The organism is Variovorax sp. YR566 (assembly GCF_051992195.1).
Lineage (GTDB): Bacteria > Pseudomonadota > Gammaproteobacteria > Burkholderiales > Burkholderiaceae_C > Variovorax.
The window spans coordinates 5073218-5099814 of the sequence record NZ_CP197092.1; the positions used below are offsets into that span (position 1 = coordinate 5073218).

The window sequence follows — 26597 nt, forward strand, 5'->3', positions numbered from 1 at the left end:
TCAATCTCGGCTATCTAGGCGGGCGTGCCGTTTTTGAATATAGCCCACAATCGACGCCGACCTGAGCGCCCATGTCGCGGACGCATGAATTGCATACGTAACGGGGCATTGCCAGGAGACAACTGCTCAGACCCAGAAAGGCCCTCATGCCCGGTTATTCCGACCCCGGTTTCGACACCCTCGCGCTGCACGCCGGCGCCGCGCCCGACCCCGCCACCGGCGCACGGGCGGTGCCGATCCACCTGACCACCTCCTTCGTCTTCGAGTCGAGCGACCACGCGGCGGCCCTGTTCAACCTGGAGCGCGCGGGCCACGTGTATTCGCGCATCAGCAACCCGACCAACGCGGTGCTGGAGCAGCGCGTGTCGGCGCTCGAAGGCGGCATTGGCGCCATCGCCACCGCCAGCGGGCAGGCGGCGCTGCACCTGTCGGTGGCCACGCTGATGGGCGCTGGCTCGCACATTGTGGCCAGCACGGCCCTGTACGGCGGCTCGCAGAACCTGCTGCACTACACGATGCGGCGCTTCGGCATCGACACCACCTTCGTGAAGCCCGGCGACCTCGACGGCTGGCGCGCCGCGGTACGCCCCGAGACCAAGCTGTTCTTCGGCGAGACCGTGGGCAACCCCGGGCTCGACGTGCTCGACATTCCGGCGGTGAGCGACATCGCCCACGAGGCCGGCGTACCGCTGCTGGTCGACTCGACCCTCACCTCGCCCTACCTGATCAAGCCCTTCGACTGGGGCGCCGACCTGGTCTATCACTCGGCCACCAAGTTCCTGTCGGGCCACGGCACCGTCATCGGTGGCGTGGTGGTCGACGGCGGCAGCTTCGACTGGGAAAAGTCCGGCAGATTCGCCGAGCTGACCCAGGCCTACGACGGCTTCCACAACATGGTGTTCAGCGAGGAAAGCACCGTCGGTGCCTTCCTGCTTCGCGCCCGCCGCGAGGGCCTGCGCGACTTCGGCGCCTCGATGAGCCCGCACACGGCCTGGCTGATCCTGCAGGGCATCGAGACGCTGCCGCTGCGCATGGAGCGGCACATCGACAACACGCAGAAGGTGGTCGAGTTCCTGTCCACCCACCCGTTCGTGTCGCGCGTGGGACATCCGCTGATCGAATCGCACCCGAGCCACGTGCTCGCGCAGAAGCTGCTGCGCCATGGCGCGCGCGGCGCGGGCGCGGTGTTCAGCTTCGACATCAAGGGCAGCCGCGCGCAGGGCAAGGCTTTCATCGAAGCGCTGAAGCTCTTCAGCCACCTGGCCAACGTGGGCGACTGCCGCAGCCTGGTGATCCACCCTGCGAGCACCACGCACTTCCGCATGACCGACGAGGCGCTGGCGGGTGCGGGCATCTCGCAAGGCACGATTCGCCTGTCGATCGGGCTCGAAGACCCGGCCGACCTGATCGACGACCTGAAGCGTGCCCTGAAGGCCGCGGAAAAGGCGGGCGCCTGACATGAACTACACCGTCAACGGCCACACCACCTACTGCTACACCGGCGGCAAGCCCTTCGATGCGGCCAAACCAACCGTGGTGTTCATCCACGGCGTGCTCAACGACCACAGCGTGTGGATCCTGCAGAGCCGCTGGTTCGCCAACCACGGCTGGAACGTGCTCGCAGTCGACCTGCCCGGCCACTGCAAGAGCGAAGGCCCGCCACCCGCCAGCGTGGAAGACGCGGCGCAGTTCGTCATTGCGCTGCTCGACGCGGCCGGCGTGCAGAAGGCCGCACTGGTCGGCCACAGCTTCGGTTCGCTGATCGCACTCGAAACGGCTTCGCGCGCACCCGACCGCATCACGCACCTCGCGATGGTCGGCACGGCCTACCCGATGGTGGTGTCGCCCGCGCTGCTCGAAAGCTCGGTGAGCGACCCGCAGCGCGCCATCGCCATGGTCAACACCTTCTCGCACTCGCTGCTGGCGCCGCCGCCCTCCTCGCTCGGCCCGGGCACCTGGCTCTACGGCAGCTCGCGCGCGCTGATGCGCCGCGTGCTCGCGAGCAACCGCGATGCGAACGTGTTCCACATCGGCTTCAAGGCCTGCAACGACTACGCCAACGGCGAGGCCGCGATGGAGAGGGTGCAGTGCCCGGTGCTGTTCCTGCTCGGCGACGCCGACCAGATGACGCCGCCGCGCGCCACCAAGGCGCTGGTGGGCAAGGCGCGCAACGCCAAGGTGGTGACGGTGCATGCCGGCCACTCGCTGATGAGCGAGGCACCCGACGAGGTGCTGTTCGCGCTGCGCGACTTCGCGACAGCCTGAGCAGGCACGCCCTTATTCCGCCGCGATCCCCGCGCGGTGTGCGAGCGCACGGTAGCGCGAGATCTCGCCCTCCATCTGCGTACGGAACGCCGCTGCGCCGATTGCCACCGGCTCCATGCCCTGCGCTCGCAGCTGCGCCTGCAGCGCAGGGTTGCCCATGGTCGCGGTGACCGCGCGGGCGAGCTTGTCTATCACCGGCGCCGGGGTGCGGGCTGGCGCGGCAAAGCCATACCAGGCATCGAAGGTGGCGTCGGGCAGCCCCTGCTCGGCCAGCGTGCGCACTTCGGGCAGCATGCTGGAGCGGGTTGCGCCCACGATGCCGAGCGCGCGCAGCTTGCCCGAGCGCACATGTGGCGCCACGGCGGCCACGGTGTCGATGCCGATCTCGATCTCGCCGCCGATCACCGCCATCGAACTCTGGCTGCTGCCCTTGTACGGAATGTCCTGGAGCTGGATGCCGGCGGCCAGCGCGAGCAGTTCGCCGGCCAGGTGCGGGCCCGAACCCGAGCCGAAGGTGGCGTAGCGGATGCTCTTCGGCTTGGCCTTGGCCGCGGCGATGAGCTCGGGCATCGAGTGCCACGGCGTGCCCTTGCCCACCACCAGCACCAGCGGCGTGCGCGCCACGATGGCGATGGGCGCCAGGTCGCGCACCGGGTCGTACGGCAGCTTGGCGCGCAGGGCCGGGTTCACGCTGTAGCTGGTAGAGCCCGAGAGCAGCAGCGTGTAGCCGTCGGGTGCGGCCTTGGCGACTGCATCGGTGCCGATGATGGTGGAGGCGCCGGGCTTGTTGTCGACCACGATGGGCTGGCCCAGATGCTCCGACAGCGTCTGCCCCATTGCCCGCGCCACGATGTCGGTGCCGCCGCCCGGCGGAAAGGGCACGACCAGCCTGACCGGCCGATCAGGCCATGCGCTCTGCGCGAAGGCGGGTGCCTGGGCGCCCAGGACGGCGGAAGCGGAAAGCAGCAGGCCGAAGGCGCGACGGGAAATGACGAGGTTCATGGTGCGTGTCAGGAAAGGGAAGAAACGGATGGCGGCAGTTGCCCGGCGGCCCACGGCGCGAGCCCCGGCTCGCCCAGGTCCCAGTAGAGGCCGGCCATGATCTGCAGGCCCTCGCGCGCCAGCGGCGCGAGCAGGTGCTCGTTGGGCGCGTGCTGCGCGCAGGCCGGGTACGAATGCGGCACCCACAGCGTGGGCAGCCCCAGCAGGTCGGCGAACACGTCGTTGGGCAGCGAGCCCGCCAGGTTGGGCAGCAGGTCGACGCGCTGCCCGCTGCTTTGCGCGATGGAGCGGCGCGCCCAGCCCACCCACGGGTTCTCGACATCGAGCCGCGTCGCCGCGCCGGTCAGCGTGATCTGCACCTCGACCTGGCCGAAGCCGTGCGTATCCAGGTGCGCGCGCACGATCTTCTCCAGGTCTTGCCACGGCGTGCCGACCACGAAGCGCAGCTGGCAATGCGCCACGGCTTCAGACGGAATCGCGTTGACGGGACGCTGCGCCGAACCCGCGCCGAGCGCCAGCACCTCGATGGTGTTCCACGCCACCAGCCGCTCGGCCGGGCTCAGGCCGGGCTCGCCCCAGCCCTCGTCGACCGCGGGGTCGTCCGCGCCGCCGCCGATGGCGATGTCGGCCAGCGCATTGCGCACGGCCTGCGTGACCGGCGGGGGGCGCAAGGCTTCGACGAGGATGCGGCCGCGCGCATCCACCAGCGAGGCCACCGCATGGCTGATCACCGTGCCCGGATTGACCAGCACACCGCCCCAGTTGCCCGAGTGGTAGCCGCGCGGCCGGGCGCGCAGCCGCAGGCTGAAGTTGACCGCGCCGCGCGAACCGAGGAACAGCGTGGGCCGCGCGGCGCTCACGCGCGGGCCGTCGCTGGCGATGAAAACGTCGGCGCGCAGCTTGTCGCGCTCCTGCGCGCACACCGCGTGCAGGCCGGGCGAGGCGGCCTCCTCGCCCATCTCGACAAGCCACGTCATGTTGTAGCCCAGGCGCCCGCCGCGCGCCTCGAGCACGGCAGCAAGCCCGCCGAGGTTGATGCTGTGCTGGCCCTTGTTGTCGGCGGTTCCGCGTCCGTACCAGCGCTCGCCGCGCACGGTCAGCGCCCACGGGGCGAGGCCCTCTTCCCAGTGCGCGTCCTGCCCGCTGACCACGTCGCCGTGGCCGTAGGTCATTACCGTGGGCAGGGCCGGGTCTTCGACGCGGCGCGCGATGAGGAACGGCCCACCGCCGGGCACCGGGTTGGCGACCACCTCGCAGGCGAAGCCGAGCGCCGCGAGCGGCGGCATCAATTCTTCGCGCAGGTAGGCCTCCAGCGCGGGCGTTGCGGCGCCGGTGTCGCTCTCGGTGCGAAAGGCGACGCGGCGCTGGAGGTCGGCGAAGAAGCCGCCCCCGTCGAAGTAGGCGGCGGCAGCGGCCAGGCTGTCTGTGCGTTGCATGAAGGGCTTCCTTGTCTGTCTGTCCATCGGGTGCAGCAAGTACAAGGCCTGAAGGCCGATGCTTCCAGCATCGTTTTGGCAAGCTACCATTGCCTTGAAGGCAACACCCTGACGTCATGACTCTCCCGCTTCTCAGCATCCCGATGCGCCACTTCCTCGAAGTGGCGCGCAGCGGCTCGGTCAACCAGGCGGCGGCGCGGCTGTTCGTGGCGTCTTCGGCGGTGAGCCGGCAGATCGCCAAGCTCGAAGACAGCCTGGGCACGCCGCTGTTCGAACGGCATGCGCGCGGCATGGCGCTCACGGCCGCCGGCGAACGGCTGGCCGCGCACCTGCGCAATGCGCAGCTCGACATCGAGCAGGTGGTCGAGCAGGTACGCGACCTCGGCGGGCAACGCGCGCGGCGCATTCGCATGGCCTGCACCGAGGGCTTCGCGGGGCATTTCATGCCGCTGGTGATGCGCAGCTTCGAGACGGCGAATCCGGGCTGCCAGCTCGAACTGCACGTGGGCTCGCCCGACGGCGTGAGCGCGCTGCTGGCACGCGGCGAGACCGACATCGCACTCAAGTACGTGGTTGCGCCCGAGCCGGGCTTGAAGATCGAGCACACGGCCACCGCGCCGGTGTACGCGGTGCTGCGCCCCGACCATCCGCTGGCGCGCCAGCGCGTGGTGTCGGTGGCCGACGCAGTGCGCTATCCGCTGGCCGTGGGCGACAGGGGCGTGACCGCGCGCCAGCTGTTCGACCAGGCCTGCAGCCTGCAGGGGCTGCAGTACCACGCGCTGTTCGTGAGCAATTTCTCTTCAGTGCTGCTGCCCTTGCTGCGCACGCCCGACGTGATGCTGTCGGGCCTGCTCACGGTGATGCACCTGATCGACGCGGGCACGGTGGTGGCGCGGCCCTTTGCGGAGGCGCCGCTGCAGCAGCGCCAGTTGCAGGTGCTGGCGCTCGAAGGCCGCACGCTGCCGCCGCTGGCGCAGGACTTCGTGCGGCACCTGGTGAGCGCGATCGCCAGCGCGGGCCGGCGCAAGCTGGGGCGCGCGCGGGCCGCTGCGGCCTGAAAAAGCTCTTCAGCCCAGCGCGTTGATGTCCGCCGGATCGAGCAGCACCTTCGGCGCGCCGTTGCGCGCCACGGCCAGCATGGCGCGGCCGATCTTCTCGGTGGTCGTCACCTTGTTCGGCCACAGGCTGTGGGCCAGCCCGAGCACGGGCCTGAGCACGACGATCGCAGCGTCATAGAGCGGCGTCTTCGAGCGAATGCCATGCAGCGGCTGGATCATGCCGGGGCGGAACATGTAGGCCGCCTTGAACGGCAGGCGCAGCAAGGCGTTTTCGGTCGCGCCCTTCACGCGCGCCCACATGCTGCTGCCGCGCTCGCTGCTGTCGGTGCCGGCACCCGTCACGTAGGTGAAAGTCATGGCCGGGTTGAGCCGCGCGAGCACGGTGGCGGCGGCCAGCGTCAGGTCGTAGGTGATGCGCTTGTACTCGGGCTCCTTCATGCCGACCGACGACACGCCGAGGCAGAAGAAGCAGGCGTCGAAGCCCTGCAGTTGCGGCTCGATGGCGCTGTAGTCGTACATGTCCTTGTGGACCAGGTCGCGCAGCTTGGGATGCTGCTGCCCCGTGGCATTGCGGCCGACCGCGACGACGCTCTCGACGTCGGACGCCAGAAGGCACTCGCGCAGCACACCCTGCCCCACCATGCCGGTGGCGCCGAAGATCAGGATTTTCATGACGGAGCTTCCGGTCAGACCGTGAAGACGGTCGGTTTCTTGTTGAGCACGGCGAGCAGCAGGTCGACGTCAAGGCTCGAAGGCTTCGGCGGCTGCAGCGCGGAGAGCATGCGCGACAGCGTCTCGGCATGCGGCAGCAGCGGGCCCAGAAAGCGCGTGCCGTCGGCGCCCGCAACCAGCAGGGTCGGGAAGGTCTCTACGTCGAAGGCGTCGGCGATGTCTGCGTGGTCTTCGATGTCGACCCAGGCAAAGCGGAACTGCGGATGCGCGCGCGCCACCTCTTCGAGCAGCGGCCGGTAGTCGCGGCAGGTGCCGCACCATTCGGCGCAAAGGCACACGACCCAAGGCGCATCGTTGCTGGCCGGCTCGACGGATTCGGGGGTGCTTGGAAGGGCGCTCAAGGCTGATGCGTCGGTGGTGTGATCGGAAGGCCGGGGTGGTGCGGCCGGAAGGTCGTGGCTATTATGGACAAAGCCCTCATCCGCCGGGACCACCGGGTTTCAGGGGCACAGGAGACTCGCACGATGAACACCACGACCGCCCCAGAATCTGCCGTCGATCCGCGTCAATTCAAGAGCTTTGCGCAGTTCTATCCCTTCTACCTGACCGAGCATGCCAACCTCACCTGCAGGCGGCTGCACTTCGCGGGCTCGACCATTTCGCTGCTGTGCCTGGTGGCGCTGGTGGTCACGCTCAACCCGCTGTGGCTGCTGGCCGGGCTGGTGGCGGGCTACGGCTTTGCCTGGGTCGGGCACTTCGGGTTCGAGAAGAACAAGCCGGCCTCGTTCAAGCGGCCGCTTTACTCCTTCATGGGCGACTGGGCCATGTACCGCGACATCTGGCTCGGTCGGGTGAAGATCTAGATCAGGAGCACGTCGCCCAGGCGCAGCGAGCGCAGCGGACCCTTCTGCCAGAGGTCTTCGAGCGGCTCGGCCTGCGGCATCAGCAGTTCCTTCAGCAGCGGCTCGATGGGCGTCGAAGGGTCAGCGAGCAGCACGTAGCGCGGGTCTTCGTTGGCGGGCTCTTCCGCCAGCGGCGCGATCCAGTCGAGTGCCACCAGTGTTTCGAGCACCGGCGCCAGTTGCAGCGCATCGACCCGCATGCGCGTGACCAGTTCAGTCGCGCCCATACCCTTGGCCGGCGTGGCCTGCGCGCGGGCCAGGTGCTGAAGCGCTTCCATTGCCAGCTGCAGGGGCCAGCCCGCGGTGCCACCGCGCCGTGCCACGCCCGTGAGCAGGCTGGGCAAGTAGGCTGCGATGACCGCGCCGAGCAGCACGATCACCCAGGCCACGTAGATCCACACGAGCAGGATCGGCACCGTGGCAAAGGCGCCGTACAGCACCGAATAGGTCGGCACCAGGCTCAGGTAGTAGGCCAGCACGCGCTTGGCGATTTCAATGGCGGCGGCCACGAAGATGCCTCCGGCCCATGCATGCGACCAGCGCACGTTGGTGTTGGGCACGTAGTGGTAGAGCGACGCCATGCCGACCGCGAGCAGCGCGAACTCGAAGGTGTCGAAGAACAGCTTGACCATGCCGCGCCCCACCACGTCGCTGGTGGCCGAGACCACGTACGAAGTGGTCGACAGGCTCACCGCAAGGATGATCGGCCCCAGCGTGATGGCCGCCCAGTAGATGAGCACCCGCTGCGCGAACGGCCGCGGCGAGCGTACGCGCCAGATGTTGTTGAGCGTCTTGTCGATGGTGAGGATCAGCGCGATGGCGGTGATCAGCAGCACGATCAGGCCCGCGATGCCCAGCCCGCTGGCCTTGCTCGCGAACTGGTTCAGGTAGCCCAGCACCTGCCGTGCGATGTTGTCGGGAATCAGGCTCTCGATGAGCCAGCGCTGCAGTCGGCCCTGCATCTTCGCGAACATCGGGAACACGGTGAACAGCGCCAGCGCCACGGTGAAGAACGGCACCATTGCGATGGTGGTGGTGAAGGTCAGGCTGCTGGCCGTGAGGCCGAGCCGGTCTTCGCGAAAACGCTCGCCCAGCACCGCTGCGGTGTTGCGCCACGGAAAGCGCGAAAGATCCCTCCAGAGTTGCCTGCGATTCATGGCGGCTATCATGCCATCCGCTCTTTTTGTCGCCGCTGGCCGCCTGCCGGGCGCTCTCTTCTCTTCGCCGCCCAACGTGTCCGACACTCCGCTCCCGCCCTCTTCCGTTCGCGCGACCCGCTGGGCCGCCGTGGGCAGCCTCGTCGGCCTTATCGTGCTGGGCCTGGCCTGGGAGCTGTGGCTGGCGCCGCTGCGCCCGGGTGGCTCGCTGCTGGCGCTGAAGGTGCTGCCGCTCGTCATTCCGCTAGCGGGTCTGTGGAAGAACCGCATGTACACCTACCGCTGGGTCAGCCTGATGATCTGGCTCTATTTCACCGAGGGCGTTGTGCGCGCCTGGAGCGACACCAACGGCGTGGGCCAGGTGCTCGCGCTCGTCGAGGTGCTGCTGTGCCTCGTGCTCTTCGCGGCCTGCGCATGGCATGTGCGGCTGCGCCTGCGCCACGCCAAGAACGCTGCCCGCCAACTGGAGGCTTCCGCCCAATGACCACTGCTGCTTCTTCTTCCCTGATCGATCAACTGCGCGCCATCGTCGGCGCGGCGAACGTGCTGAACGAGGGCGACCTCACTGCCTACGAGCAGGACTGGCGCAAGCGCGCGCGCGGCAAGTCGCTGGCCGTGGTGCGGCCCGGCACCACGCAGCAGGTGGCCGATGTGGTGAAGGCCTGCGCGGCGGCCGGCACCGCCGTCATTCCGCAGGGCGGCAACACTGGCCTGGCGGTCGGCTCCATTCCGGACGAGAGCGGCACGCAGGTGGTGCTGAGCCTGCAGCGCCTGAACGCGATCCGCACCATCGATGGCGCCAACCTCACGATGACCGTCGAGGCCGGCTGCATTCTTCAAACGCTGCAGGAGACCGCCGAGAAGGCCGGCTTCCTCTTCCCGCTGAGCCTCGCGGCCGAAGGCAGCTGCACCATCGGCGGCAACCTCGCGACCAACGCGGGCGGCACGCAGGTGGTTCGCTACGGCAACACGCGCGAGCTGTGCCTGGGCCTCGAAGTGGTCACGCCGCAGGGCGAGATCTGGGAAGGCACCAGCGGCCTGCGCAAGGACAACACCGGCTACGACCTGCGCGACCTCGTCATCGGCAGCGAAGGCACGCTCGGCATCATCACCGCCGCGACCATGAAGCTCTACCCGCTGCCGGCCGCGCAACTCACGGCCTGGGCCGCGGTGCCCTCGCTCGACCATGCGGTCACGCTGCTGGGCCTTGCGCACAAGCACCTGGGCTCGGGCCTCACGGGCTTCGAGGTGATGGGCAAGTTTGCACTGAGCCTGGTCGACAAGCACATGCCGCAGCTGCGCGTGCCCTTCATCAAGGATGAGGCCGTGCCGTACTGTGTGCTGCTCGAAAACTCCGACAGCGAATCCGAAGACCACGCGCGCGCACGCTTCGAGGCGCTGCTCGAAACCGCCTTCGAAGACGGCTGCGTCACCGACGCGGTGGTGGCCGAGAACCTCACGCAGGCGCACCAGCTATGGCACATCCGCGAAAGCATTCCGCTCGCGCAGGCCGAGGAAGGCCTGAACATCAAGCACGACATCTCGATTCCGGTGTCGCGCATCCCGGCCTTCGTGCAGGAAACCGATGCGCTGCTGGCGCGCGAGATCGCCGGTGTACGGCTGGTGAACTTCGGCCACCTGGGCGACGGCAACCTGCACTACAACGTGCAGGCGCCGGAGAACATCGACACCAAGGCGTTCCTGAAGAACGAGGAAGAGCGCATCAACACGCTGGTGTACGACGCGGTCGAGAAGTTCGGCGGCTCGTTCTCGGCCGAGCATGGCGTGGGCTCGCTCAAGGTCGACAAGCTGGAAAAGCACAAGTCGCCTGTGGCGCTGGAGATGATGCGGGCGATCAAACGCGGGCTCGATCCGAAGAACATCCTCAACCCGGGCCGCGTGATCCGGGTCTAGCCTGACCCGGCTTGCAGACCGCGTTCAATCGAGCCCGGTCTTCCCCGGTGCCCAGTAGGCCTTGGCCTTGATGCGCCGCGCTTCGACGCCCTGCGCCTTGAGCGCTCGACTCACCTGCTGGATCGACGCGGCCTTGCCGGTCAGCACATAGTGCGTGCTGCCGTCCATGGGCGGCACCATCGCGGCCAGCAGCTCGCCGATATGCGAATCGTCGGCGCGGCGCTCCATCAGCGCGAGCGGCTGGATGCCCAGCGCATCCAGTACCTGACGCGATTCGGCGATGGCGTTCACCTCGAACACGGCGCGAACGCCCTGCCCGGGCGCATCCCTGCCGCACAGCGACGCCGCGAGGCCAAAGGAGGTCTCGTCGCCGAAGAGGATCGTCGACGCCGGCAGCGGCTCGAGTTCCAGCGAGCGGCGCGGCCCGAACACCTGCTGTTCGTCGCCGGGCCGGGTGCGGCGCACCCATTCGCTGCCCGGCCCCTCGCCGTGCGCAAACGCCACGATGCGCATGACGCCGCGCGCCACATCCAAGGACGCGGGGGTGTAGGTGCGCGCCTCGAATGTGCCGCCGGCCTTGATCTGGAGCTTCTGGCCAGGCGACCAGCGATGGCCTTCGAAAGCCGCGCCTTCGAGGTCGATGAACCGGAAGTGCGTCGACAGGCTGGTGGCCGCAATGACACGCACCGGACGCAGGAACAGGCGGGTGAACGTGCGTTCGATCAGCCCGGGTTGGGGGGCATCAGGCGAAGGCGCCGCGAAACGGGAAGAAGACATAAGAAGGAACTCTCTGGACAGTGAGTGGATGCGGCAACGCCGCGAGAATCTGACAAGTTAGTTTCGACAGCCAGTGGCAAAAGTGGCAAAGGCGGCTCATCCGCGACGCGCCACAGTCATGTCTTCGGCTAACAATTCAGTGATACACTCCAATAAGAATAGTTCTTATTCACCCCTCCCGGGGATTTTCAAAACCAAATGCTTCTGCGGCCAGCTCGCCTCTTCCCATTCGGAAAGTCGAGGCGAATCCGTCGGTGCGTTCTGGCGAGCGGCCCCGGGGTCCATCGTCGATGCTTGCGAGAAGGCGGCCGGATGCGCGACCTCGTTCAGGAACTGGTAGCTCACTACGCGGACTTGCGCCGGCAGCTCACTCGCGACCTGAGAGACCCGCACTACGCGGCCGACATCGCGCAGTCCAGCTTCGAGCGGGTCTATGCGGCCTCGCTCAAGACGCGCGGCGGCAATCGCGGCGATGCCCTGCCCGATCTGCAGGACGCCGCCTATTCCATCGAATCGCCCCGCGCCCTGCTGTTTCGCGTGGCGCGCAACCTGTGCGTCGACGATGCACGCCGGCGCAAGGTCGCGCAGGAATGGGTCAGCACGCATGCTGGCATCGGCACGCACCAGACGGCCCAGTCCAGCGAATACGTCGTGGCCCAGCAACGGGTGCTGGCGCGAGTGGTCGAAACCATGGAACAACTGCCGCCGCGCCGGCGCGAGGTGTTCCTGTTGTTCCGCGCCTACGGCCACACGCGCGCTGAAATTGCGCAGCGGCTGAACATCACCGAGATGGCCGTGGCCAAGCACCTGCTGCGCGCCACCATCGATTGCTCGCGCGTGTTCGCCGAACTGCGCTCGGAGCTGATCGAGCCGCAGGTCGTGCTGAGCCGGCCGGGCTTCGACGCGGCGCTGGCCGAAGACTTCTCGTGAACGGCGGCAGCATGGCGGCAGGCGCTCCTCCGCGCGAACGGCTGATCGAGCGCGCGCTCGCGCTGATCGTCGAAGGAGAGATCGCACCCGGCGAGGCCGCGGGCCGCGCCCGCGCGTTGCTCAACCAGTGGCGCGGCAAATCGGCGGAACATGCAGCGGCCGTGCAGGAGGCACGCGAGCGCTGGGACGCACTCGGCGGCATGGCGAGCGACTTGCGCGCGCACTTCGACGAACCCGACGCCGCGCTGATGGCCAACGCGGCCGCCACTGCCGCCGCATCGACGCACCGGCAGCAGCGCCGCAAGATGTTGCTTTCGGTCGCCGCCTTGCTGGGCACCGGCCTGGTCGCGGGCCGGGGCGTGCAGTGGTACTGGCAGCAACCCGTGTTCCGCGCAGCCTACGAAACCCGTACCGCGCAGATGCTGAAGGTGACGCTGACCGACGGCCGAAGCGGCGCGCCCGGCAGCCAGCTCGACCTGGCACCGCAGAGCGCGATCGACGTGGCGCTCTATCGCCAGCACCGCGCCGTCGACATGGCGCACGGCGAAGTGCGCTTCGAGGTGGCGCGCGATGCAGACCGCCCTTTCAGGGTCCGCACGCGCGGCGCCACCATCGAAGTGGTCGGCACCGCGTTCACCGTGCGCGACCGTGGCGGCCCGATCACCGTGGGCGTGGAGCATGGCCATGTGCGCGTGCACATGCCGCCGCGCGACGGGTCCACCGGCGCGGAGACGGAAGTGATCGACCTGCGCATGGGAGACCTGCTTGAAATCGACGACGGCCGTGCCGCCGCAGTGCGGCAAACCGACACGGCAGCCCTGTCCGCGTGGCGCAATGGCTGGCTCGTCTTCGAGAACACACCGCTCGGCGACGCTCTGGCCGCGGTCAACAGCTATCGCGCACGGCCCATCGTCAGCACGAGTTCGCGCGTCGACGCGATGCGGCTGTCGGGCCGTTTCCGCACCAACGATTCCGACGGCCTCGTGGCCGCCCTGCCGACGATCCTGCCTCTGGCCGCCGAACCGCAGCCGGACGGCAGCGTGACCCTGCGAACGCGCTGAGTCCTTCGCCGCGTCAGGCGCCGCGCACATTCCCCACGGGGTGGCCGGACTGCACCAGACCCCACTCCGCCAGCGCGATGTCGAGCGCGCGCAGGTGCCGGGGGTCTTTCCCGAGCCATCGGGCCAGTTCCTCCGTGTTCTGCAGGGTCGGCGAGGCGTGCATGCAAGCGAAAAGCGACGCCGCGGTGCGGACGCATTCATCGGGCACGAGGCAGTGCGCGGCCAACCCGGCGCGCCTCATTCGAGCCCGCCCGTGGGCGGATGAAAATTCCTGCGGCGGCTGACGACCAGGGCGGCGCCCGCCAATGCCCAGAGGCGCAGGGCGCGGTCGAATGCGGGCGGATGCGCCTGGTCTTCCCGCAGCCAGTGCGTCAGCTTCAACGCGCCCGTGCGGCATGGATTCTCTCGGAGGTCCATGTAGAGCCGCCATGCGGTCTCCTCGGCGGACGGCGCCTCCGGATGGTTTTGCGGGGCCACTGCTACTCCAGGCGCTGTGTTGTTGATTCAGGGGGATGACCGTCGAGGCCGATGCGCACCGGAAAATGCCGGCGCGCAGGCGTCTAGAGAAAAAGACGATCCGCGGCCCCGAATGTTCAAGGAGGCCGGCCCGGCGATGCAGGGCCACGAGCGTCAAACGCATTCGGCATGTCCTTCGACTGCGGCGAGTGCGGCATCCGCGCACCGGGCCTGCCGCCATCCGCCGCCCATCGCACGGTAGAGCGAGACCCGTGCCTGCAAGCGCGCCATGCGCAACTGGACCGCCAGGTCCTGCGCGGTGTAGAGGGTGCGCTGCGCGTCGAGCAAGGTCAGCAGTGTCTCGGCGCCCGCACGGTAGCGGGCCTCCGACAGATCTGCCGCGCGGCGCGCCTCGGCCAGTTCGGCGCCTTGCGCCGTTGCCTGCGCATCGATGGCCGACACGCCGTTCAGCGCAGTCTCCGCGTCCGCGAACGCACCGACGATCGCGCCCCGGTAGGCGGCCAGCAATTCTTCGCGCTTCGCCTCGGCCAGGCGTTGGCCGCCCGCCAGTCGCCCTCCATCGAAGACCGGCGCGGTCAGGCCGGCTGCCAGGCTGTAGAGCGGGTTGTCGAAGAGCCTGCCGAAGCGGCTATCTCCGGTGCCTACCGTGGCGCTCAGGGAGACGGTCGGCAGCAGCGCAGCGCGCGCCGCCAGCACGTTGGCATCGGCCGCAGCCAGATGCGCCTCCGCGCGTGCGATGTCCGGACGCCGCACCAGCAATGCAGAAGGCGCGCCCGCGCCGACGACGGGAACCTGAAGCGCATCGAGCCGCGGCCCCCGCAGTTCGAACGCCGGCGCCGCAGTGCCCAGCAGCAGCGCCAGCGCGGTCTCGGCGTCGCCCGCCTGCTGATGCAGCGCTGCGAGCGCACGTTGCTGCGCGGCCACCAGACCGCGCTGCTGTGCAAGATCCAGCGGCGACACTGCGCCGGCGCGGCTGCGGGACTCCACCAGCGCCAGCACGCGGCGCGCGTTGTCGAGGTTGCGTGCCGCAATTTCGGCGCGTTCGCGCAGGGCCAGCGCCAGCAGCCAGGTGGCGGCGACATCGGCTGTCACGGTGAGCCGCACCGTGTCGCGGTCGAAGGCGCTTGCGCGCAAGCCCTGCAGCGCTTCGTCGCGCAGCGCGGCATCGCGGCCCCACAGGTCGAGTTCATAGCTGGCGGCAAAACCCGCCGCATAAGTGCTGCCGGCAACCGTTGCATTGCCGCCCAGGCGGCCCTCGCGACTTGCGCCGAGAGTGCCCGTCACCTGCGGCCGCAGCGCCGCGCCGGCGATGCGCGCCCGCGCGTCGGCCTGCCGCACCCGCGCGACAGCGGCCGCGAGATCGTTGCTTTGCGATTGCGCACGCGCAATCAGCGCGTCGAGTTCCGTGCTGCCGAAACTGCGCCACCACTGCACATCGACCGGCTCCGTGTCGCCAAGTACCTGCGCATGTCGCCATGCGGAGGGAAGCTCCACCGCGCGCCCGGCGCGATCGCCATGCAGCGCGCAGCCCGACGACAGCGCCGCACACAACAAAGCCGCCCACCAGCCGCATCCAGAGCGCGTTCGCAGCAACACCATCATTCCCCCGCCAGCGCCACCACAGGGTCCAGCCGCGCAGCGTTGCGCGCCGGCATGAACCCGAAGATCACGCCCGTCAGCACCGCGCAGCCGAACGCACCCACGCTCGCCGCCAGCGAGAACAGCACCGGCACGCCGGCCAGCATCAGCCCCACGACGATGCCCAGCCCGGCAACAACGCCCACGGTGCCGCCCACCGACGTCACCAGCACCGCCTCGGTCATGAACTGCCGCAGGATGTCCCGCTGGCGCGCGCCCGTCGCCACGCGGATGCCGATTTCGCGCGTGCGCTCGCGCACCGTCATGAGCATCACGTTCATCACGCCGATACCGCCCACGATCAGCGACACGATGGCGATCAGCCCCAGCATCAGCGTCATGGCGCGCGCGGTTTCGGTCTGCACGCGCAGCGCCTCGACGCGGTTCCATATCAGCACGTGGCGCCCGGCCTGCTGCCGTTCGAGCTGCGCCTCGATGGCGGTGGCCGTTTCCTGCGCCTTGTCGATGTCGCGCACCTGCACTGCAAGCCATGTCGGGTGGGGATGGCCGTAGACGCGCGTGGCCGCGGAAGACAGTGGCACAACCACCCGGTCGTCCTGGTCCTCGCCGTTGGTGGCGCCCTTCGACGCCAGCACGCCGACGACCTGGAACGGCACCTTGTCCACCAGGATGTCCTGTCCGACGGGGTCCTGCCCGTCGGCGAACAGGCGCTGGCGCACCGTCTCGCCGATCACCGCGACCTTGGCGATGCGCCGTTCGTCCTCGGCGTCGAACATCACTCCCCGACTCACGCCCCAGCCGAGCACTCGCGAGAAATCGACCGTGGCGCCGCCGCCCTCGGTGAGGTGGTCGATATTGCCGCGGCGCACGACCACCCTGTCTTCGATGTAGGGCGCGACGCCTTCGACATTGGGCAGCGCGCGAACGGCCAGCGCGTCGTCCAGCGTGAGCGGCGCGCTCGGATTGCGCAGGCTGGCGAGCTGCACGGAAACGAACATGGTGCGGGTGCCGAAGGTCTCGAACTGCGCCATCACCTTCCGCTGCGAGCCGCCGCCGACCGCCAGCATCACGATGACCGAAGCCACGCCGATCACGATGCCCAGCAGCGTGAGCCCGGTGCGGAACCGGTTGCTCCACATCACGCGCCATGCGGCCCGTGTCGCCTCGCGAATGTCGGCAGGCAGCGAGGCGCCGCCAGTGACCGATGGACGACTGAAGACCGGGGCCGGCACGGCAGCGATTGCCGCCGCGCCTTCGCCGGTGTGCTCACCCGAGTCCGCCACGATGCGCCCGTCCCGGATCTCGATGATCCGCCGCGCCTGCGCGGCCACCGAGCGGTCGTGCGTGATGAGGATGATGGTGTGGCCCGCATCCGCCAGTTCGTGCAGCAGCGCCATCACTTCGGCGCCGCTTTTGCTGTCGAGCGCACCTGTGGGCTCGTCGGCCAGGATGATGCGCCCGCCGTTCATCAGCGCACGCGCGATCGCCACGCGCTGCTGCTGCCCGCCCGACAGCTGGTGCGGGCGATGGTCGAGCCGCGCGCCCATGTCCAGCCGTTCGAGCAGTGCGGTGGCGCGCGCACGCCGTTCGGCCTCCGACATGCCGGCATAGAGCGCGGGAATTTCCGTGTTCTCGCGCGCCGACTCGCTGGGCACCAGGTGGTAGCCCTGGAACACGAAACCGAAGGCCTCGCGGCGCAGCCAGGCGAGCGCGTCGGCATCGAAGCTGGCCACGTCCTGGCCGTCGAACAGGTAGCGCCCGGCGCTCGGCCGATCGAGGCAACCCAGGATGTGCATCAGCGTGGACTTGCCGGAGCCCGAAGCACCGACGACGGCCACGAACTCTCCCGCGTACAGGCGCAACGAGATGCCATGCAGCACGGTCGTTGCCGGGCTGCCCGCCCCTTCTTCCTTGCCGCCCCGGCCACCGCGCCCGCCGTACGACTTGCGAATGCCCTGCAGCTCGATCAGCGGCCGCGGCGCATCGCCCGGCGCATGCGCTGCGGTCGTCATGGCTTCAGAGCCCTGGCGGCGATGACGATGCGGTCTCCGGCCTGCGCGCCTTCCAGCACCTGCGCAGCGAGCCGGTTGCGCACGCCGACGCGCAGTTGCCGAACCTCGACCTTGCCATCGGGGCGAAGCACGCGCGCCGTGAAGCGGTCGCTGCTGCCGGCCACCGGCACCAGCGCGGCGAGCGGCACCGAAAGCGCGTCTTTTTCGGCGTACTCGACGAAGGCGACCTTGGCCGTCATCTGCGGCATGAGCTCGCCGTCGGCGTTGTCGACATCGAACAGCGCCGTGTAGACCACCACCTTGCTCGCCGCGGCGGAAGGCTTGGCGCTGCTGTCGCTGCCCGTCTTGCTCTCGGGCACCGGCGGCGCGGGCAGCAGCTGCCGCACGTGCCCCTGCCAACGGCGCTGGCTCTCGCCGAGCGTGGTGAAGTAGACCGGCATGCCGGTCTTGATGCGCCGCACGTCGGCCTCGGAAACCTCCGACCACACCGTCATCGAAGACAGGTCTGCGATGCGCAGCACATTGGGCGTCTGGTAGGTCGCGTTCAGCGTCTGGCCCTCGCGCGCCTCCACCGACACGACGGTGCCGGCCATCGGCGCGTAGATGCTGGTGTAGCCGAGCCGAGCCTCGTCGGCCTTCAGCGTCGCCTGGGTCTGCGCGATCTGCGCCTCGAGCTGTCTTACGCGCGCACCGGCCGACGCCAGCGCGGCTTGCGCGGCCTGCACGTCCTCGTCCCGCGTGGCGCCGTCGGCAGCCATCTGGCGTTGTCTCGCATGCTGCTGCTGCGCCAGCACGTGCTGGGCCTGCTGGTCGTCGCGCTGCGCGCGCAGCCCCGCCAGCGAGGCACGGCCCGCATCGACCGTGGCCCGCTGCACGCTGGGATCGATCTCCACCAGCAACTGCCCCCGCTTGACGACGTCGCCCGGCTGCACATGCAGCCGAAGGATCTGCCCGGAGACCTGCGCGCCCACGTCCACGTAGTGCCGCGGCTGCAGCACCCCGAGTGCCGAGACGCTGGACTCGATGGTGCCGCGCGCGACCGGCACGGAGTCGACGTCCATCGGCTCGCCCCTTCCCCAGAGCAACCCCGCGCCGGCTGCCGCGCAAAGGGACACGAGCACCGCGGCGACCGCACGGCGGCGCCAGGCGCCTTGACGCACATCACTCACGCCGGCTCCTCGTCAAGCGGCAAGGCGCTGCGCGCGCGGGCGAGCCCGGAAGCCCACGAGCGGCAGCATCCTGCCGTGCTCGCGCGACGACTGGTGCTCGCTCGACGACTCCCCCCTGGACCGGTGCTCGCAGGACGAACAGGAGCCGTGGATCTGCACGTCGAAGGTGCCCGCCAGCGGCAGGCCCTTGCTCTGGGCCACGCGCATCAGCGCCTCGTGAAGCTCGCGGTCCTGCACCTCGGTGAACGTGCCGCATCCGTTGCAGCGCATGCGCACGCTCAAGGCGTCGGCATCCGCACCGGGCGCGGCGTAGCGGAACACCGCCAGCGCACCGCCGCGGCTGCGCGCCCATTCGCGCTCGACAAGCCCCGAATGTTCGAACTCCTTGAGGATGCGGTAGACCGTGGTCAGGCTGGCCGAGGTGCCGCGCAGCAGCATGCGGCGAAAGACTTCTTCACCGCGCTGCCATTCGCTGCCCGCGTCCGCCAGCGTCTGGAGCACGCACAGCCGGACCACGGACGGCCGGATTCGCGCCGCCCGCAGTTGCGACATGAACACCGGCCGCTGCGTATCGTTGGTTTGCGGGCCGTCGGTCATGCAGCAAGACTCTCCAGGTGGGCGCGAGGCCGGTCGTCCGCGATGCGGCCGGCGCTCATGGTGATGATGCGGTCGGCCAGGTGGAAGTAGCGGTCGTCGTGCGAGATCACCACCAGCAGGTGTCCCTTGGCACGCAGCTCGGGCAGCAACTCGGTATAGAACAGGTTGCGGAAGGTCGGGTCCTGGTCGGCGGCCCATTCGTCGAACACCAGCACCGGGCGCCCCTCGAGGTAGGCATGCACCAGCGCCAGCCGCTTGCGCTGGCCGGTCGACAGGTCCGTGGTGGTGAACGCACCGTTCTTCAGGCTCACCTTGTGTGCGATTTCCAGGCGCTCCAGGTAGGGCAAGGCGCGCTGCGGCAGCACCTGCATGCTGGCCTCGCCCTGCTCTTCGTCCGGGCCGGCTGCGAGGTCCTCGAACAGGTAGAAGTCGGAAAACACCGTGGTGAAGAGCTGGCGGTAGTCGTCGCGGCGCTCGGGGCCCACCGGGGTGCCGTCGATTGCCACCTCGCCTTCGTGCGGCGCGTACAGGCCGAGCAGCAGCTTGATCAGCGTGGTCTTGCCGGAGCCGTTGTCGCCCACCACGAACACCATCTCGCCGCGGCGAAGCCGCAGGTCGATCGGCCCGAGCGCGAAGGCCTCGCCGCCCTCGGGCGCATCGAAGGCATAACGCACGCCGCGCAGTGCGATCTCGTGCTCGAACTTCAGCTCGCTGCCGGCATGGCCGACGTGCAGGTGCGGCTCCGGCGTGGCGAAGCGCGCCGACAGGTCGGCAATGCGCCGGAATGCGACCCGCGCGCGCCCCACGGCAGGCAGGGCACCGGCGATCTGGTCCATCGGCCCCTTGAGGAACAGCAGCACCAGCACGAAGCCGCTGAGCACCGCGGGCTCGGTCGGGCGGAACGAGGCCCAGCCCAGGATCAGCGCGATCAGCAGGAAGAACAGGCCCGAACCGAATGCGGCGGCAATGACGAAGGTGTTGATCGCGCGCCCGTTGACCGTGCGGATGTTGTCGACGATGCGCTCGATCTGGCCACCGAACATGCGCTGGCGGCGCACGCGGTGCATGCGCAGCTCCTTGGCGCCCTCGCTGATCGCGCGGTAGGCCTTGTGCAACTGGTCTTCATGTTCGCGCGCCTTCCAGAAACCGCTCACCCCGCGGAACTGCGCCATGGCCTGCACCGTCGCGCCGATCGCCAGCGCCACCAGCAGCACACCGAACAGCGGCAGCGACAGGTAGGCCAGGTAGGCCAGGCAGCCGAGCGCCGTAACGCAGGCGATCAGCGTCGCGGACAGCGCGAACGCCACGTCGCTGACCATGTCCACGTCCTGCGACAGCACCGGCATCAGCCTGTGGGTGCGGTAGCGCTCCAGCGCATCGATGGGCGCCGAAAGGATCTTCTGCGCCAGGCTCTTGCGGACCTGCGCGACCACCCGCTGGCCGACGAAGTTGGTCGAGACATCGGACACCATGCGCCCGAACAGCGCCACCGCGCACAGCCCGATGAACGTCAGCAGCAGGCCGCCGGACAGACCGCCCTGCCGGTTGAGCACCTGGTTGATGGTGCTCAGCAGCGCGACCGTGGCCGCGCCCGCGCCGATGCCCGTGACCGCCGACAGCAGGATCCACGGCAGGAACGGCTTGAGCAGGCGTGCGAACTCGCCGTCGGGAGCGGGGGCAGTTGTCATGCAAGAACTCTTTCCGCCCTTGGGCGACTGGGGTCCGGCGGCATGGGCAAGCCCTGCCGCTGGACGCGAAACGGATGGATGCACCCCTGCCGCGCCGGCTGGGCCACAGGGCTGCGGGCGGCAACGGACCGCCTGTACCCCACTTGACGGGTGGCCCGCGCAAATGTTCACGCCGCGCCGCATGAACACCTGCGCGGCCCATCCGTCCTAGCTTCATGCCCCCTGCAAACCGCCGCACCGCCGGCGCCCCCTCTTTCGCGACGACGCCATGATCGCCATGCTGGAACCCCTGTTCCAGGGCAACCTGGCGCCGCACGGCGAGGCGCTGCAGTGCGCGCCGCAGCCGCCCGCGGGCGCGCTGCGCGTTGCCGACCTGGTGCACTCGCCCGAACTGCTGGGCCGTGTACTGCGTCTGCATGCGTCGCACCTGGGGGTCGAGGGCAAGGACCTGCGCGCAGTGGCTTCGGCCTGGAGCCTGGACTACCTCGGCATGCTGCTGCCGCCGGTCGCGGCCGCGGCCAGCGTGCTGCAGCATGGATTTCCCGTTGCCGCCGACCAGGTCTGGGTGCGCCTCGGCCCGCACGCCCACCCGCTGAGCTTCCACATCCGCGAGCTGGGCCAGCCGCAACGCGGCGCGACCACCGAGGAGCGCTACTCGGCGCTGCTGCGGCAGCACCTGGAGCCGCTGTTCTCGGCGCTGTGCCGCCTGACGGGCATCGCCGCCAAGATCCTCTGGGGCAACGCGGCGCGCAACCTCGAACCGGTGCTCGACCAGGCGCTGGCGTTGACCGGCAGGTCGCCGCCGATCGCTGGCGACAGGCAGCAGTTGCTGCACAACCCCGCCTGGCCGGCATGGAGCAACCCCCTGCCCGGCCGGCAACGCGAAATCCGCGTGCGCCTCGAGGGTCGCGAGCGGACCGTGAAGCTGCACCGCCAGTGCTGCCTCTTCCATCTGTTGCCACGCGAAGGCTACTGCGGCGCTTGCCCGCTGTCGCCGGCGCACCGCTGACAACGCCATCACGCCATCACGTCATCACTTCTTCCATCCACCCATCCATCGAGCGCATATCCATGTCCAAGGCAAAACTCGTCTACATCATGTCCCTGAGGAATGCGGCGGCCGACAAGGCCGGCCAGTACATCGACTACAAGGGCGGGCAGCGCTACATGAAGTCCCCGCTGGAGTACCTGGCCGAGGCACTCGAGCGCACGCCGCTGGGCGATGCCTACTCGCTGGAGGCCGTGCTCTTCGACGACGACGAAGGCTCGCCGCGCGACCGCCAGGCGCTGCAGGACTACGGCTTCGGCTTCGATCCGGCCCGCCAATGGATCTACCCGGGCGACCTGCAGGTGCAGGGCCGCCGGGCCAACGACATCTTCCACAACGTACCGTCGACCTACCGGCGGCTGCCGCTGGACGCGGCCGCCGAGCGCGCAGCCGGAAAGAAGGAGTTCGAGCAGCGCCTGCTCGAGCGGCTCACCGCGCTGGAGGCCGACCTCGTCGTGCTCGACGGCCTGCTGGTGATCCTCGACCAGCTGGCGCGCCCCGAAAGCCCCTTCTTCCGCCGGATCGTGAACATCCATCCGGGCATCACGCGCCTGGAGTCGCCGTTCGAGCGCCGCGGCGCCTGGGCCACGCTCGACGCGCTGTACGGCGCCAAGGGCCAGCGGGTGGTCGACTGGCGCACGCGCGAGACGGTCGCGATCGAGCCGGTGCTGAAGACCGGCGCCTCCTTCCACTACGTGGACACCGGCATCGATTCGGGCGAAGTCATCTTCGACGTGCTGGGCACCGACATCGACCCCGCGGACACCATCCTCGAGCTGCGCTGGAACAACTTCAACCGCAGCCTCTTTCCCGCGCTCCACCAGGGCCTGGCCCTGATGGCCGAGACAGTGGAAGCGTGAACATCCCGCGCCGCCGAGCGTCTTCTTACACACGGCCCAGGGTGGGCTGCCGCATGCGGCGCGCCGCCCTCCACCACAGGAGTTGATTTCAATGCCACACGTCCATGATCTGGTCGGGATCGGGTTCGGCCCGTCCAACATCGCCCTGGCCATCGCCCTCGACGAAAAGCGCCATGCCTGCCGCCCGCTCGACGCGCTGTTCATCGAGAAGCAGCTGAGCTTCGCCTGGCACCCGCACATGCTGCTGGACCACGCGCACATGCAGATCTCCTTCCTGAAGGACCTGGCGACGCTGCGCAACCCGACCAGCCGCTTCACCTTCATCAACTACCTGCACGAAAAAGGCCGGTTGACCGACTTCGCCAACCTGAAGAGCTTCTTCCCCAGCCGCCACGAGTTCAACGACTACCTCTCGTGGGCCGCCGAGCAGTTCGAAGACGCCTGCGCCTACGGCGAAGAGGTGTTCGAGGTGCTGCCCGAAGAAAAGGGCGGCGAGGTGGCCCTGCTGCGCGTGCGCTCGCGCAACCATGCGGGCAAGCTGGTCGAGCGGCTCACGCGCAACCTCGTGGTCAGCATCGGCGGCATGGCGAACATCCCCGACGGCTTTCGCACACTCCGCAACGACCCGCGCGTCTTTCATTCGAGCAGCTACCTGCAGGGCATCGCACAGCTGCCGGACGCCCGCCGCATCGCCGTGGTGGGTGCGGGGCAGAGCGCGGCCGAGATCTTCATGGACCTGCAGGGCCGGCCCGGCGCGCCGCAGGTCGACCTCGTCACCCGCTCGCGCTCGATCCGCCCGGCCGACGACAGCCCCTTCGTGAACGAGATCTTCAACGCCGAGTTCACCGACTACACCTTCAGCCGCTCCGATGAGGAACGCGCCGCGCTCCTCGACGAGTTCTGGCACACCAACTATGCGGTGGCCGACCTGGAACTGATCCAGCAGATCTACAAGGCCTTCTACCAACAGCGGGTGACCGGCGGCAACCGCCTGCGCTTCCTGCGCCGGCACGACATCCGCAACGTCATGGCCGACGACCAGGGCGTGCACCTCACGCTGTGGGACCAGAACGCCCTGCGCGAGCACACCGTGCGCTACGACGCCGTGGTGCTCGCCACCGGCTATGTGCGAGAGCACCACAAGGCTCTGCTCGCGCCGCTGGCGGGCTATCTCGGCAGCTACGAGGTCGACCGGCACTACCGCGTCCTGGCCACGCCCGACTTCCATCCGGCCATCTACCTGCAAGGCGCCTGCGAGGATTCGCATGGCCTGAGCGACACCCTGCTGTCCGTCACCTCGGTCAGAACCGGCGAAATCGGCAGCGCCCTGCTGGCCACGCCGGCCGGCGCGGCAGTGCATCTCCGGCCGGAACCCGAGGCCGTCCAGAACTGAAATTCCGGCGCCGCACCCCGGCGTACTAAAGATTTGTGCAGGGAGAGTGTCTCTGTTTGATGAGTTCGAACGTCTTACTCATAGATGCGCCAGAGACCGGAAGTTGGGCCGGCATCCGCACCTGAATGTGAATGCGTCGTAATTCAAAAACTGGAGTTGTTCTTTTATGCGTCCCCTGCCTCGTCAACATCTGCTGAATGCCGCGCTTGCCGCGGCGTTCGGTTCCGTTCTCACCGTCTGGGCCCCGCTGGCTTCAGCGCAAGCGCAGGCTTCCGGCCAGGCCGTGGCGCAGGTGTTCGACGTGAAAGTGCCGTCGCAGGCACTCGGTGCAGCGCTCAACGAGCTCTCGCGCCAGACCAGCGTGCAGGTGTTTGCTGCCGGCGAGGTGGTCGCGGGCAAGAACTCGCGCGCCGTGCAAGGCAAGCTCACGGTCGATCAGGCCCTGGGCCAGATGCTCGCCGGCACCTCGCTCGAGGCGACGCGCGCCGCCAACGGCAGCTTCACGATCCGCCGCACCGCCGACCTTGCCAGCTCCCAGGGCACTCTGCCCGCGGTGCAGGTGGTGGCCAACGCCGACGAATCGCCCACCGGCCCGGTCACCGGCTACGTGGCCCGCCGCAGCAGCACGGCCACCAAGACCGACACGCCGGTGCTCGAAGTGCCGCAGTCGATCTCCATCATCGGCCGCAATGAAATGGAGGCGCGCGGCGCGCAGGACGTCATGGAGGCCATTCGCTACACGCCTGGCGTCACGACGAACACGTACGGCCCCGACAACCGTGGCTGGGAATACATCCTGCTGCGGGGCTTCAGCACTTCCGCCAACGGCGTCTATCGGGACGGGCTCGCCCAGCCGGCGTTCGGCCCCACCTACTACCTGAGCGAACCGTATGGGCTGGAGCGCGTGGAGGTATTGCGCGGCCCGTCGTCGATGGTGTTCGGCCAGGGCGACGCAGGCGGCATCGTCAACCGCGTGAGCAAGGAGCCGACCGGGGAGAAGAGCCGCGAAATCGAACTCCAGTACGGCAGCTACCAACGCAAGCAGCTGGCGTTCGACCTCGGCGACAAGATCGGCAACAACACCGACCTGAGCTATCGCCTGGTTGGCGTAGGCCTCGACAGCAACGACCAGGACAGATACCCCGACGGCCACAAGCTGAACCACACGCGCACCTACATCGCGCCTTCCGTGCGCTGGCAGCCCAATGCAACGACCTCGTTGACCGTCTTTGCGGAGTACCTCAAGAACAACACGTCTGAAGACCCGTACTACCTCACCCAGGACTACGTTCTCTACCCCGTGAAGGTGGGCGACTACAGCTTCGGCCAGCTCAAGCAGAAACAGGCCGCCATCGGCTACCGCTTCGAAACGGCCCTGAACGACACCTGGACCCTCCGCCAGAACTTCCGCTACAGCAGGATCGACTTGAACAGGCGAGCAGTCTGGGCCGGCTCGCTCGGCGATGACCAGCGCACGCTCTCCCGCGTTGCCAGAAGCTGGAACGACCCCGTGAACCTGGCAACGCTCGACACCAACGTGCAGGGCAAGCTGCAGTACGGCTCCGTCCAGCACACGGTGCTGCTCGGTTTCGACTACACCGACCAGAACGGCAAGCAGCGGCGTTTCCGCGGCGCGGCACCGGACCTCGACGTGCTTGCACCCGTCTACGGCCAGGCCGTGGCAACGCCCACCATCCCGGTGACCGATCTGTCGCAGTCGACGCGCCAGATCGGCATCTACGCCCAGGACCAGATCAAGTTCGGCGACAAATGGGTCTTCACCGTCGGTGGCCGCCAGGATCAGGTACGCCAGAGCACCAGCAACTACCTGAGCGAGACCTTCACCCGGAAGTCGGACAGTGCGTTCAGCGGCCGGGCAGGCCTTAGCTACCTGCTCGGCAACGGTTGGGCGCCCTACATGAGCTACACCACGTCCTTCCTGCCCAACAGCGGCGTCGACGCGAACAACCAGCCCTTCGATCCCAGCCGCGGCAAGCAGGTCGAGGTCGGCGTCAAGTTCCAGCCCGAAGGCACGCGCACCCTGTTCACCGCCGCGGCCTTCGACCTGCGCAAGACCAACGTGGTCACCTACGACCCGGCAACCTCCGAGGGGCGCCAGATCGGCAAGCAGCGCTCACGCGGCATCGAGCTGGAGGCCAAGGGCGAGCTCGCACCGGGCCTGAACATCGCTGCTGCCTACACCTGGCTGGACATGAAGGTGCTCGCCAGCGCCGATCCGGACGAAGTCGGCAAGATCCCGCCGCTCGTGCCCAAGCAGTCCGCATCGGTGTGGCTCGACTACACCCTGGGCAACGGCCTGGGCTTCGGCGGCGGCGTGCGCTACATCGGCAAACGCCAGAACGACGAGTACAACACCACGTTCGAACGCGGCGTGACGCTCGTCGATGCGGCCGTGCACTACGAAACCGGCCCGTGGCGCTTCGCGCTCAACGTCTCCAACCTGGCAAACAAGAAGTACAACTCGATCTGCTACCACGGCGAGTGCTACCAGGGCACCCTTCGCGCGGCGACCCTGACCGCCCGGTACAAGTTCTGATCGATCAGCCTCGCCCCCCGCGT

25 protein-coding genes are annotated in these 26597 nt (G+C 68.6%); 12 read left to right on the forward strand and 13 right to left on the reverse strand.

What is annotated here, in order from left to right; genetic code table 11:
• The first annotated feature begins 146 nt into the window (after positions 1 to 146).
• A complete protein-coding gene (locus ACTG4X_RS23855; protein WP_440532051.1) occupies positions 147 to 1457 on the forward strand; it encodes an O-acetylhomoserine aminocarboxypropyltransferase in 1311 nt (436 codons plus the stop codon).
• A 1-nt stretch (position 1458) separates the two neighbouring features.
• A complete protein-coding gene (locus ACTG4X_RS23860; protein WP_093051565.1) occupies positions 1459 to 2265 on the forward strand; it encodes an alpha/beta fold hydrolase in 807 nt (268 codons plus the stop codon).
• A 12-nt stretch (positions 2266 to 2277) separates the two neighbouring features.
• Here the strand turns inward: ACTG4X_RS23860 and ACTG4X_RS23865 are convergent, their stop codons facing one another.
• Together ACTG4X_RS23865 and ACTG4X_RS23870 are read right to left on the reverse strand one after the other, a co-directional pair.
• Positions 2278 to 3267 (reverse strand): Bug family tripartite tricarboxylate transporter substrate binding protein, encoded by a 990-nt coding sequence (locus ACTG4X_RS23865; protein WP_093176943.1) that lies wholly within the window; start codon positions 3265 to 3267, stop codon positions 2278 to 2280.
• Between the two features lie 8 nt (positions 3268 to 3275).
• Complete coding sequence (locus ACTG4X_RS23870; protein WP_440532052.1) at positions 3276 to 4703, reverse strand: M20 family metallopeptidase; 1428 nt, start codon at positions 4701 to 4703, stop codon at positions 3276 to 3278.
• Between the two features lie 116 nt (positions 4704 to 4819).
• On the opposite strand from ACTG4X_RS23870, the gene ACTG4X_RS23875 reads away from it, so the two are divergent.
• On the forward strand, positions 4820 to 5761 hold the full coding sequence (locus ACTG4X_RS23875; protein ID WP_093176940.1) for a LysR family transcriptional regulator: 942 nt from the start codon (positions 4820 to 4822) through the stop codon (positions 5759 to 5761).
• 9 nt (positions 5762 to 5770) lie between these two features.
• Here the strand turns inward: ACTG4X_RS23875 and ACTG4X_RS23880 are convergent, their stop codons facing one another.
• Both ACTG4X_RS23880 and ACTG4X_RS23885 read right to left on the reverse strand, forming a co-directional pair.
• A complete protein-coding gene (locus ACTG4X_RS23880) occupies positions 5771 to 6433 on the reverse strand; it encodes an NAD-dependent epimerase/dehydratase family protein (RefSeq protein WP_093176939.1) in 663 nt (220 codons plus the stop codon).
• A gap of 14 nt (positions 6434 to 6447) precedes the next feature.
• Positions 6448 to 6834: a thioredoxin family protein gene (locus ACTG4X_RS23885; protein ID WP_307614965.1), complete on the reverse strand. Its 387-nt coding sequence runs from the start codon at positions 6832 to 6834 to the stop codon at positions 6448 to 6450.
• A gap of 123 nt (positions 6835 to 6957) precedes the next feature.
• Here ACTG4X_RS23885 and ACTG4X_RS23890 point away from each other — a divergent pair, with 123 nt between their 5' ends.
• Positions 6958 to 7296, forward strand: coding sequence for an Mpo1-like protein (locus tag ACTG4X_RS23890; protein WP_307614964.1), 339 nt, complete (start codon positions 6958 to 6960; stop codon positions 7294 to 7296).
• On the opposite strand, the gene ACTG4X_RS23895 is transcribed toward ACTG4X_RS23890, so the two are convergent.
• Complete coding sequence (locus tag ACTG4X_RS23895) at positions 7293 to 8504, reverse strand: YihY family inner membrane protein (protein WP_093051585.1); 1212 nt, start codon at positions 8502 to 8504, stop codon at positions 7293 to 7295. The genes ACTG4X_RS23890 and ACTG4X_RS23895 overlap by 4 nt on opposite strands.
• Between ACTG4X_RS23895 and ACTG4X_RS23900 the strand changes: the two genes are divergently transcribed.
• Together ACTG4X_RS23900 and ACTG4X_RS23905 are read left to right on the forward strand one after the other, a co-directional pair.
• The gene (locus ACTG4X_RS23900) at positions 8503 to 8976 is read left to right on the forward strand and encodes a DUF2069 domain-containing protein (RefSeq protein ID WP_307614962.1); all 474 of its coding nucleotides are present in this window, start codon (positions 8503 to 8505) and stop codon (positions 8974 to 8976) included. The genes ACTG4X_RS23895 and ACTG4X_RS23900 overlap by 2 nt on opposite strands.
• Positions 8973 to 10406: an FAD-binding oxidoreductase gene (locus ACTG4X_RS23905; RefSeq protein ID WP_440532053.1), complete on the forward strand. Its 1434-nt coding sequence runs from the start codon at positions 8973 to 8975 to the stop codon at positions 10404 to 10406. The genes ACTG4X_RS23900 and ACTG4X_RS23905 overlap by 4 nt, the downstream gene beginning before the upstream one ends.
• Positions 10407 to 10430: 24 nt before the next feature.
• Here the strand turns inward: ACTG4X_RS23905 and ACTG4X_RS23910 are convergent, their stop codons facing one another.
• Entirely contained in the window at positions 10431 to 11183 is a 753-nt protein-coding gene (locus ACTG4X_RS23910) for a siderophore-interacting protein (RefSeq protein ID WP_440532054.1), read from the reverse strand.
• A 312-nt stretch (positions 11184 to 11495) separates the two neighbouring features.
• Between ACTG4X_RS23910 and ACTG4X_RS23915 the strand changes: the two genes are divergently transcribed.
• Entirely contained in the window at positions 11496 to 12113 is a 618-nt protein-coding gene (locus tag ACTG4X_RS23915) for an RNA polymerase sigma factor (protein ID WP_093051594.1), read from the forward strand.
• The gene (locus ACTG4X_RS23920; protein WP_440532055.1) at positions 12110 to 13174 is read left to right on the forward strand and encodes a FecR family protein; all 1065 of its coding nucleotides are present in this window, start codon (positions 12110 to 12112) and stop codon (positions 13172 to 13174) included. The genes ACTG4X_RS23915 and ACTG4X_RS23920 overlap by 4 nt, the downstream gene beginning before the upstream one ends.
• A 13-nt stretch (positions 13175 to 13187) precedes the next feature.
• On the opposite strand, the gene ACTG4X_RS23925 is transcribed toward ACTG4X_RS23920, so the two are convergent.
• From ACTG4X_RS23925 to ACTG4X_RS23955, 7 genes are all read right to left on the reverse strand, one after another.
• Entirely contained in the window at positions 13188 to 13400 is a 213-nt protein-coding gene (locus ACTG4X_RS23925; RefSeq protein ID WP_143696781.1) for a hypothetical protein, read from the reverse strand.
• A gap of 11 nt (positions 13401 to 13411) precedes the next feature.
• Positions 13412 to 13591, reverse strand: coding sequence for a hypothetical protein (locus tag ACTG4X_RS23930; protein ID WP_093077835.1), 180 nt, complete (start codon positions 13589 to 13591; stop codon positions 13412 to 13414).
• Positions 13592 to 13804: 213 nt separating this feature from the next.
• Positions 13805 to 15250: an efflux transporter outer membrane subunit gene (locus tag ACTG4X_RS23935; protein ID WP_440532056.1), complete on the reverse strand. Its 1446-nt coding sequence runs from the start codon at positions 15248 to 15250 to the stop codon at positions 13805 to 13807.
• Positions 15250 to 17262: an ABC transporter permease gene (locus ACTG4X_RS23940; protein ID WP_440532057.1), complete on the reverse strand. Its 2013-nt coding sequence runs from the start codon at positions 17260 to 17262 to the stop codon at positions 15250 to 15252. Before ACTG4X_RS23940 ends, ACTG4X_RS23935 begins: the two co-directional genes overlap by 1 nt.
• Entirely contained in the window at positions 17259 to 18422 is a 1164-nt protein-coding gene (locus ACTG4X_RS23945) for an efflux RND transporter periplasmic adaptor subunit (RefSeq protein WP_440534421.1), read from the reverse strand. Before ACTG4X_RS23945 ends, ACTG4X_RS23940 begins: the two co-directional genes overlap by 4 nt.
• 21 nt (positions 18423 to 18443) lie before the next feature.
• Complete coding sequence (locus ACTG4X_RS23950; protein WP_440532058.1) at positions 18444 to 19028, reverse strand: Fur family transcriptional regulator; 585 nt, start codon at positions 19026 to 19028, stop codon at positions 18444 to 18446.
• Positions 19025 to 20716: a cyclic peptide export ABC transporter gene (locus ACTG4X_RS23955; protein WP_440532059.1), complete on the reverse strand. Its 1692-nt coding sequence runs from the start codon at positions 20714 to 20716 to the stop codon at positions 19025 to 19027. Before ACTG4X_RS23955 ends, ACTG4X_RS23950 begins: the two co-directional genes overlap by 4 nt.
• A 268-nt stretch (positions 20717 to 20984) precedes the next feature.
• Between ACTG4X_RS23955 and fhuF the strand changes: the two genes are divergently transcribed.
• From fhuF to ACTG4X_RS23975, 4 genes are all read left to right on the forward strand, one after another.
• The gene (fhuF, locus tag ACTG4X_RS23960; RefSeq protein WP_440532060.1) at positions 20985 to 21725 is read left to right on the forward strand and encodes a siderophore-iron reductase FhuF; all 741 of its coding nucleotides are present in this window, start codon (positions 20985 to 20987) and stop codon (positions 21723 to 21725) included.
• A gap of 62 nt (positions 21726 to 21787) precedes the next feature.
• Complete coding sequence (locus ACTG4X_RS23965) at positions 21788 to 22624, forward strand: N(5)-hydroxyornithine transformylase PvdF (protein ID WP_093077844.1); 837 nt, start codon at positions 21788 to 21790, stop codon at positions 22622 to 22624.
• A gap of 91 nt (positions 22625 to 22715) precedes the next feature.
• Entirely contained in the window at positions 22716 to 24017 is a 1302-nt protein-coding gene (locus ACTG4X_RS23970; RefSeq protein WP_440532061.1) for a lysine N(6)-hydroxylase/L-ornithine N(5)-oxygenase family protein, read from the forward strand.
• A 166-nt stretch (positions 24018 to 24183) separates the two neighbouring features.
• Positions 24184 to 26574 carry a TonB-dependent siderophore receptor gene (locus ACTG4X_RS23975; protein WP_440532062.1) on the forward strand — a complete coding sequence of 797 codons (2391 nt, stop codon included), beginning with the start codon at positions 24184 to 24186 and terminating at the stop codon, positions 26572 to 26574.
• Positions 26575 to 26597: the final 23 nt, after the last annotated feature.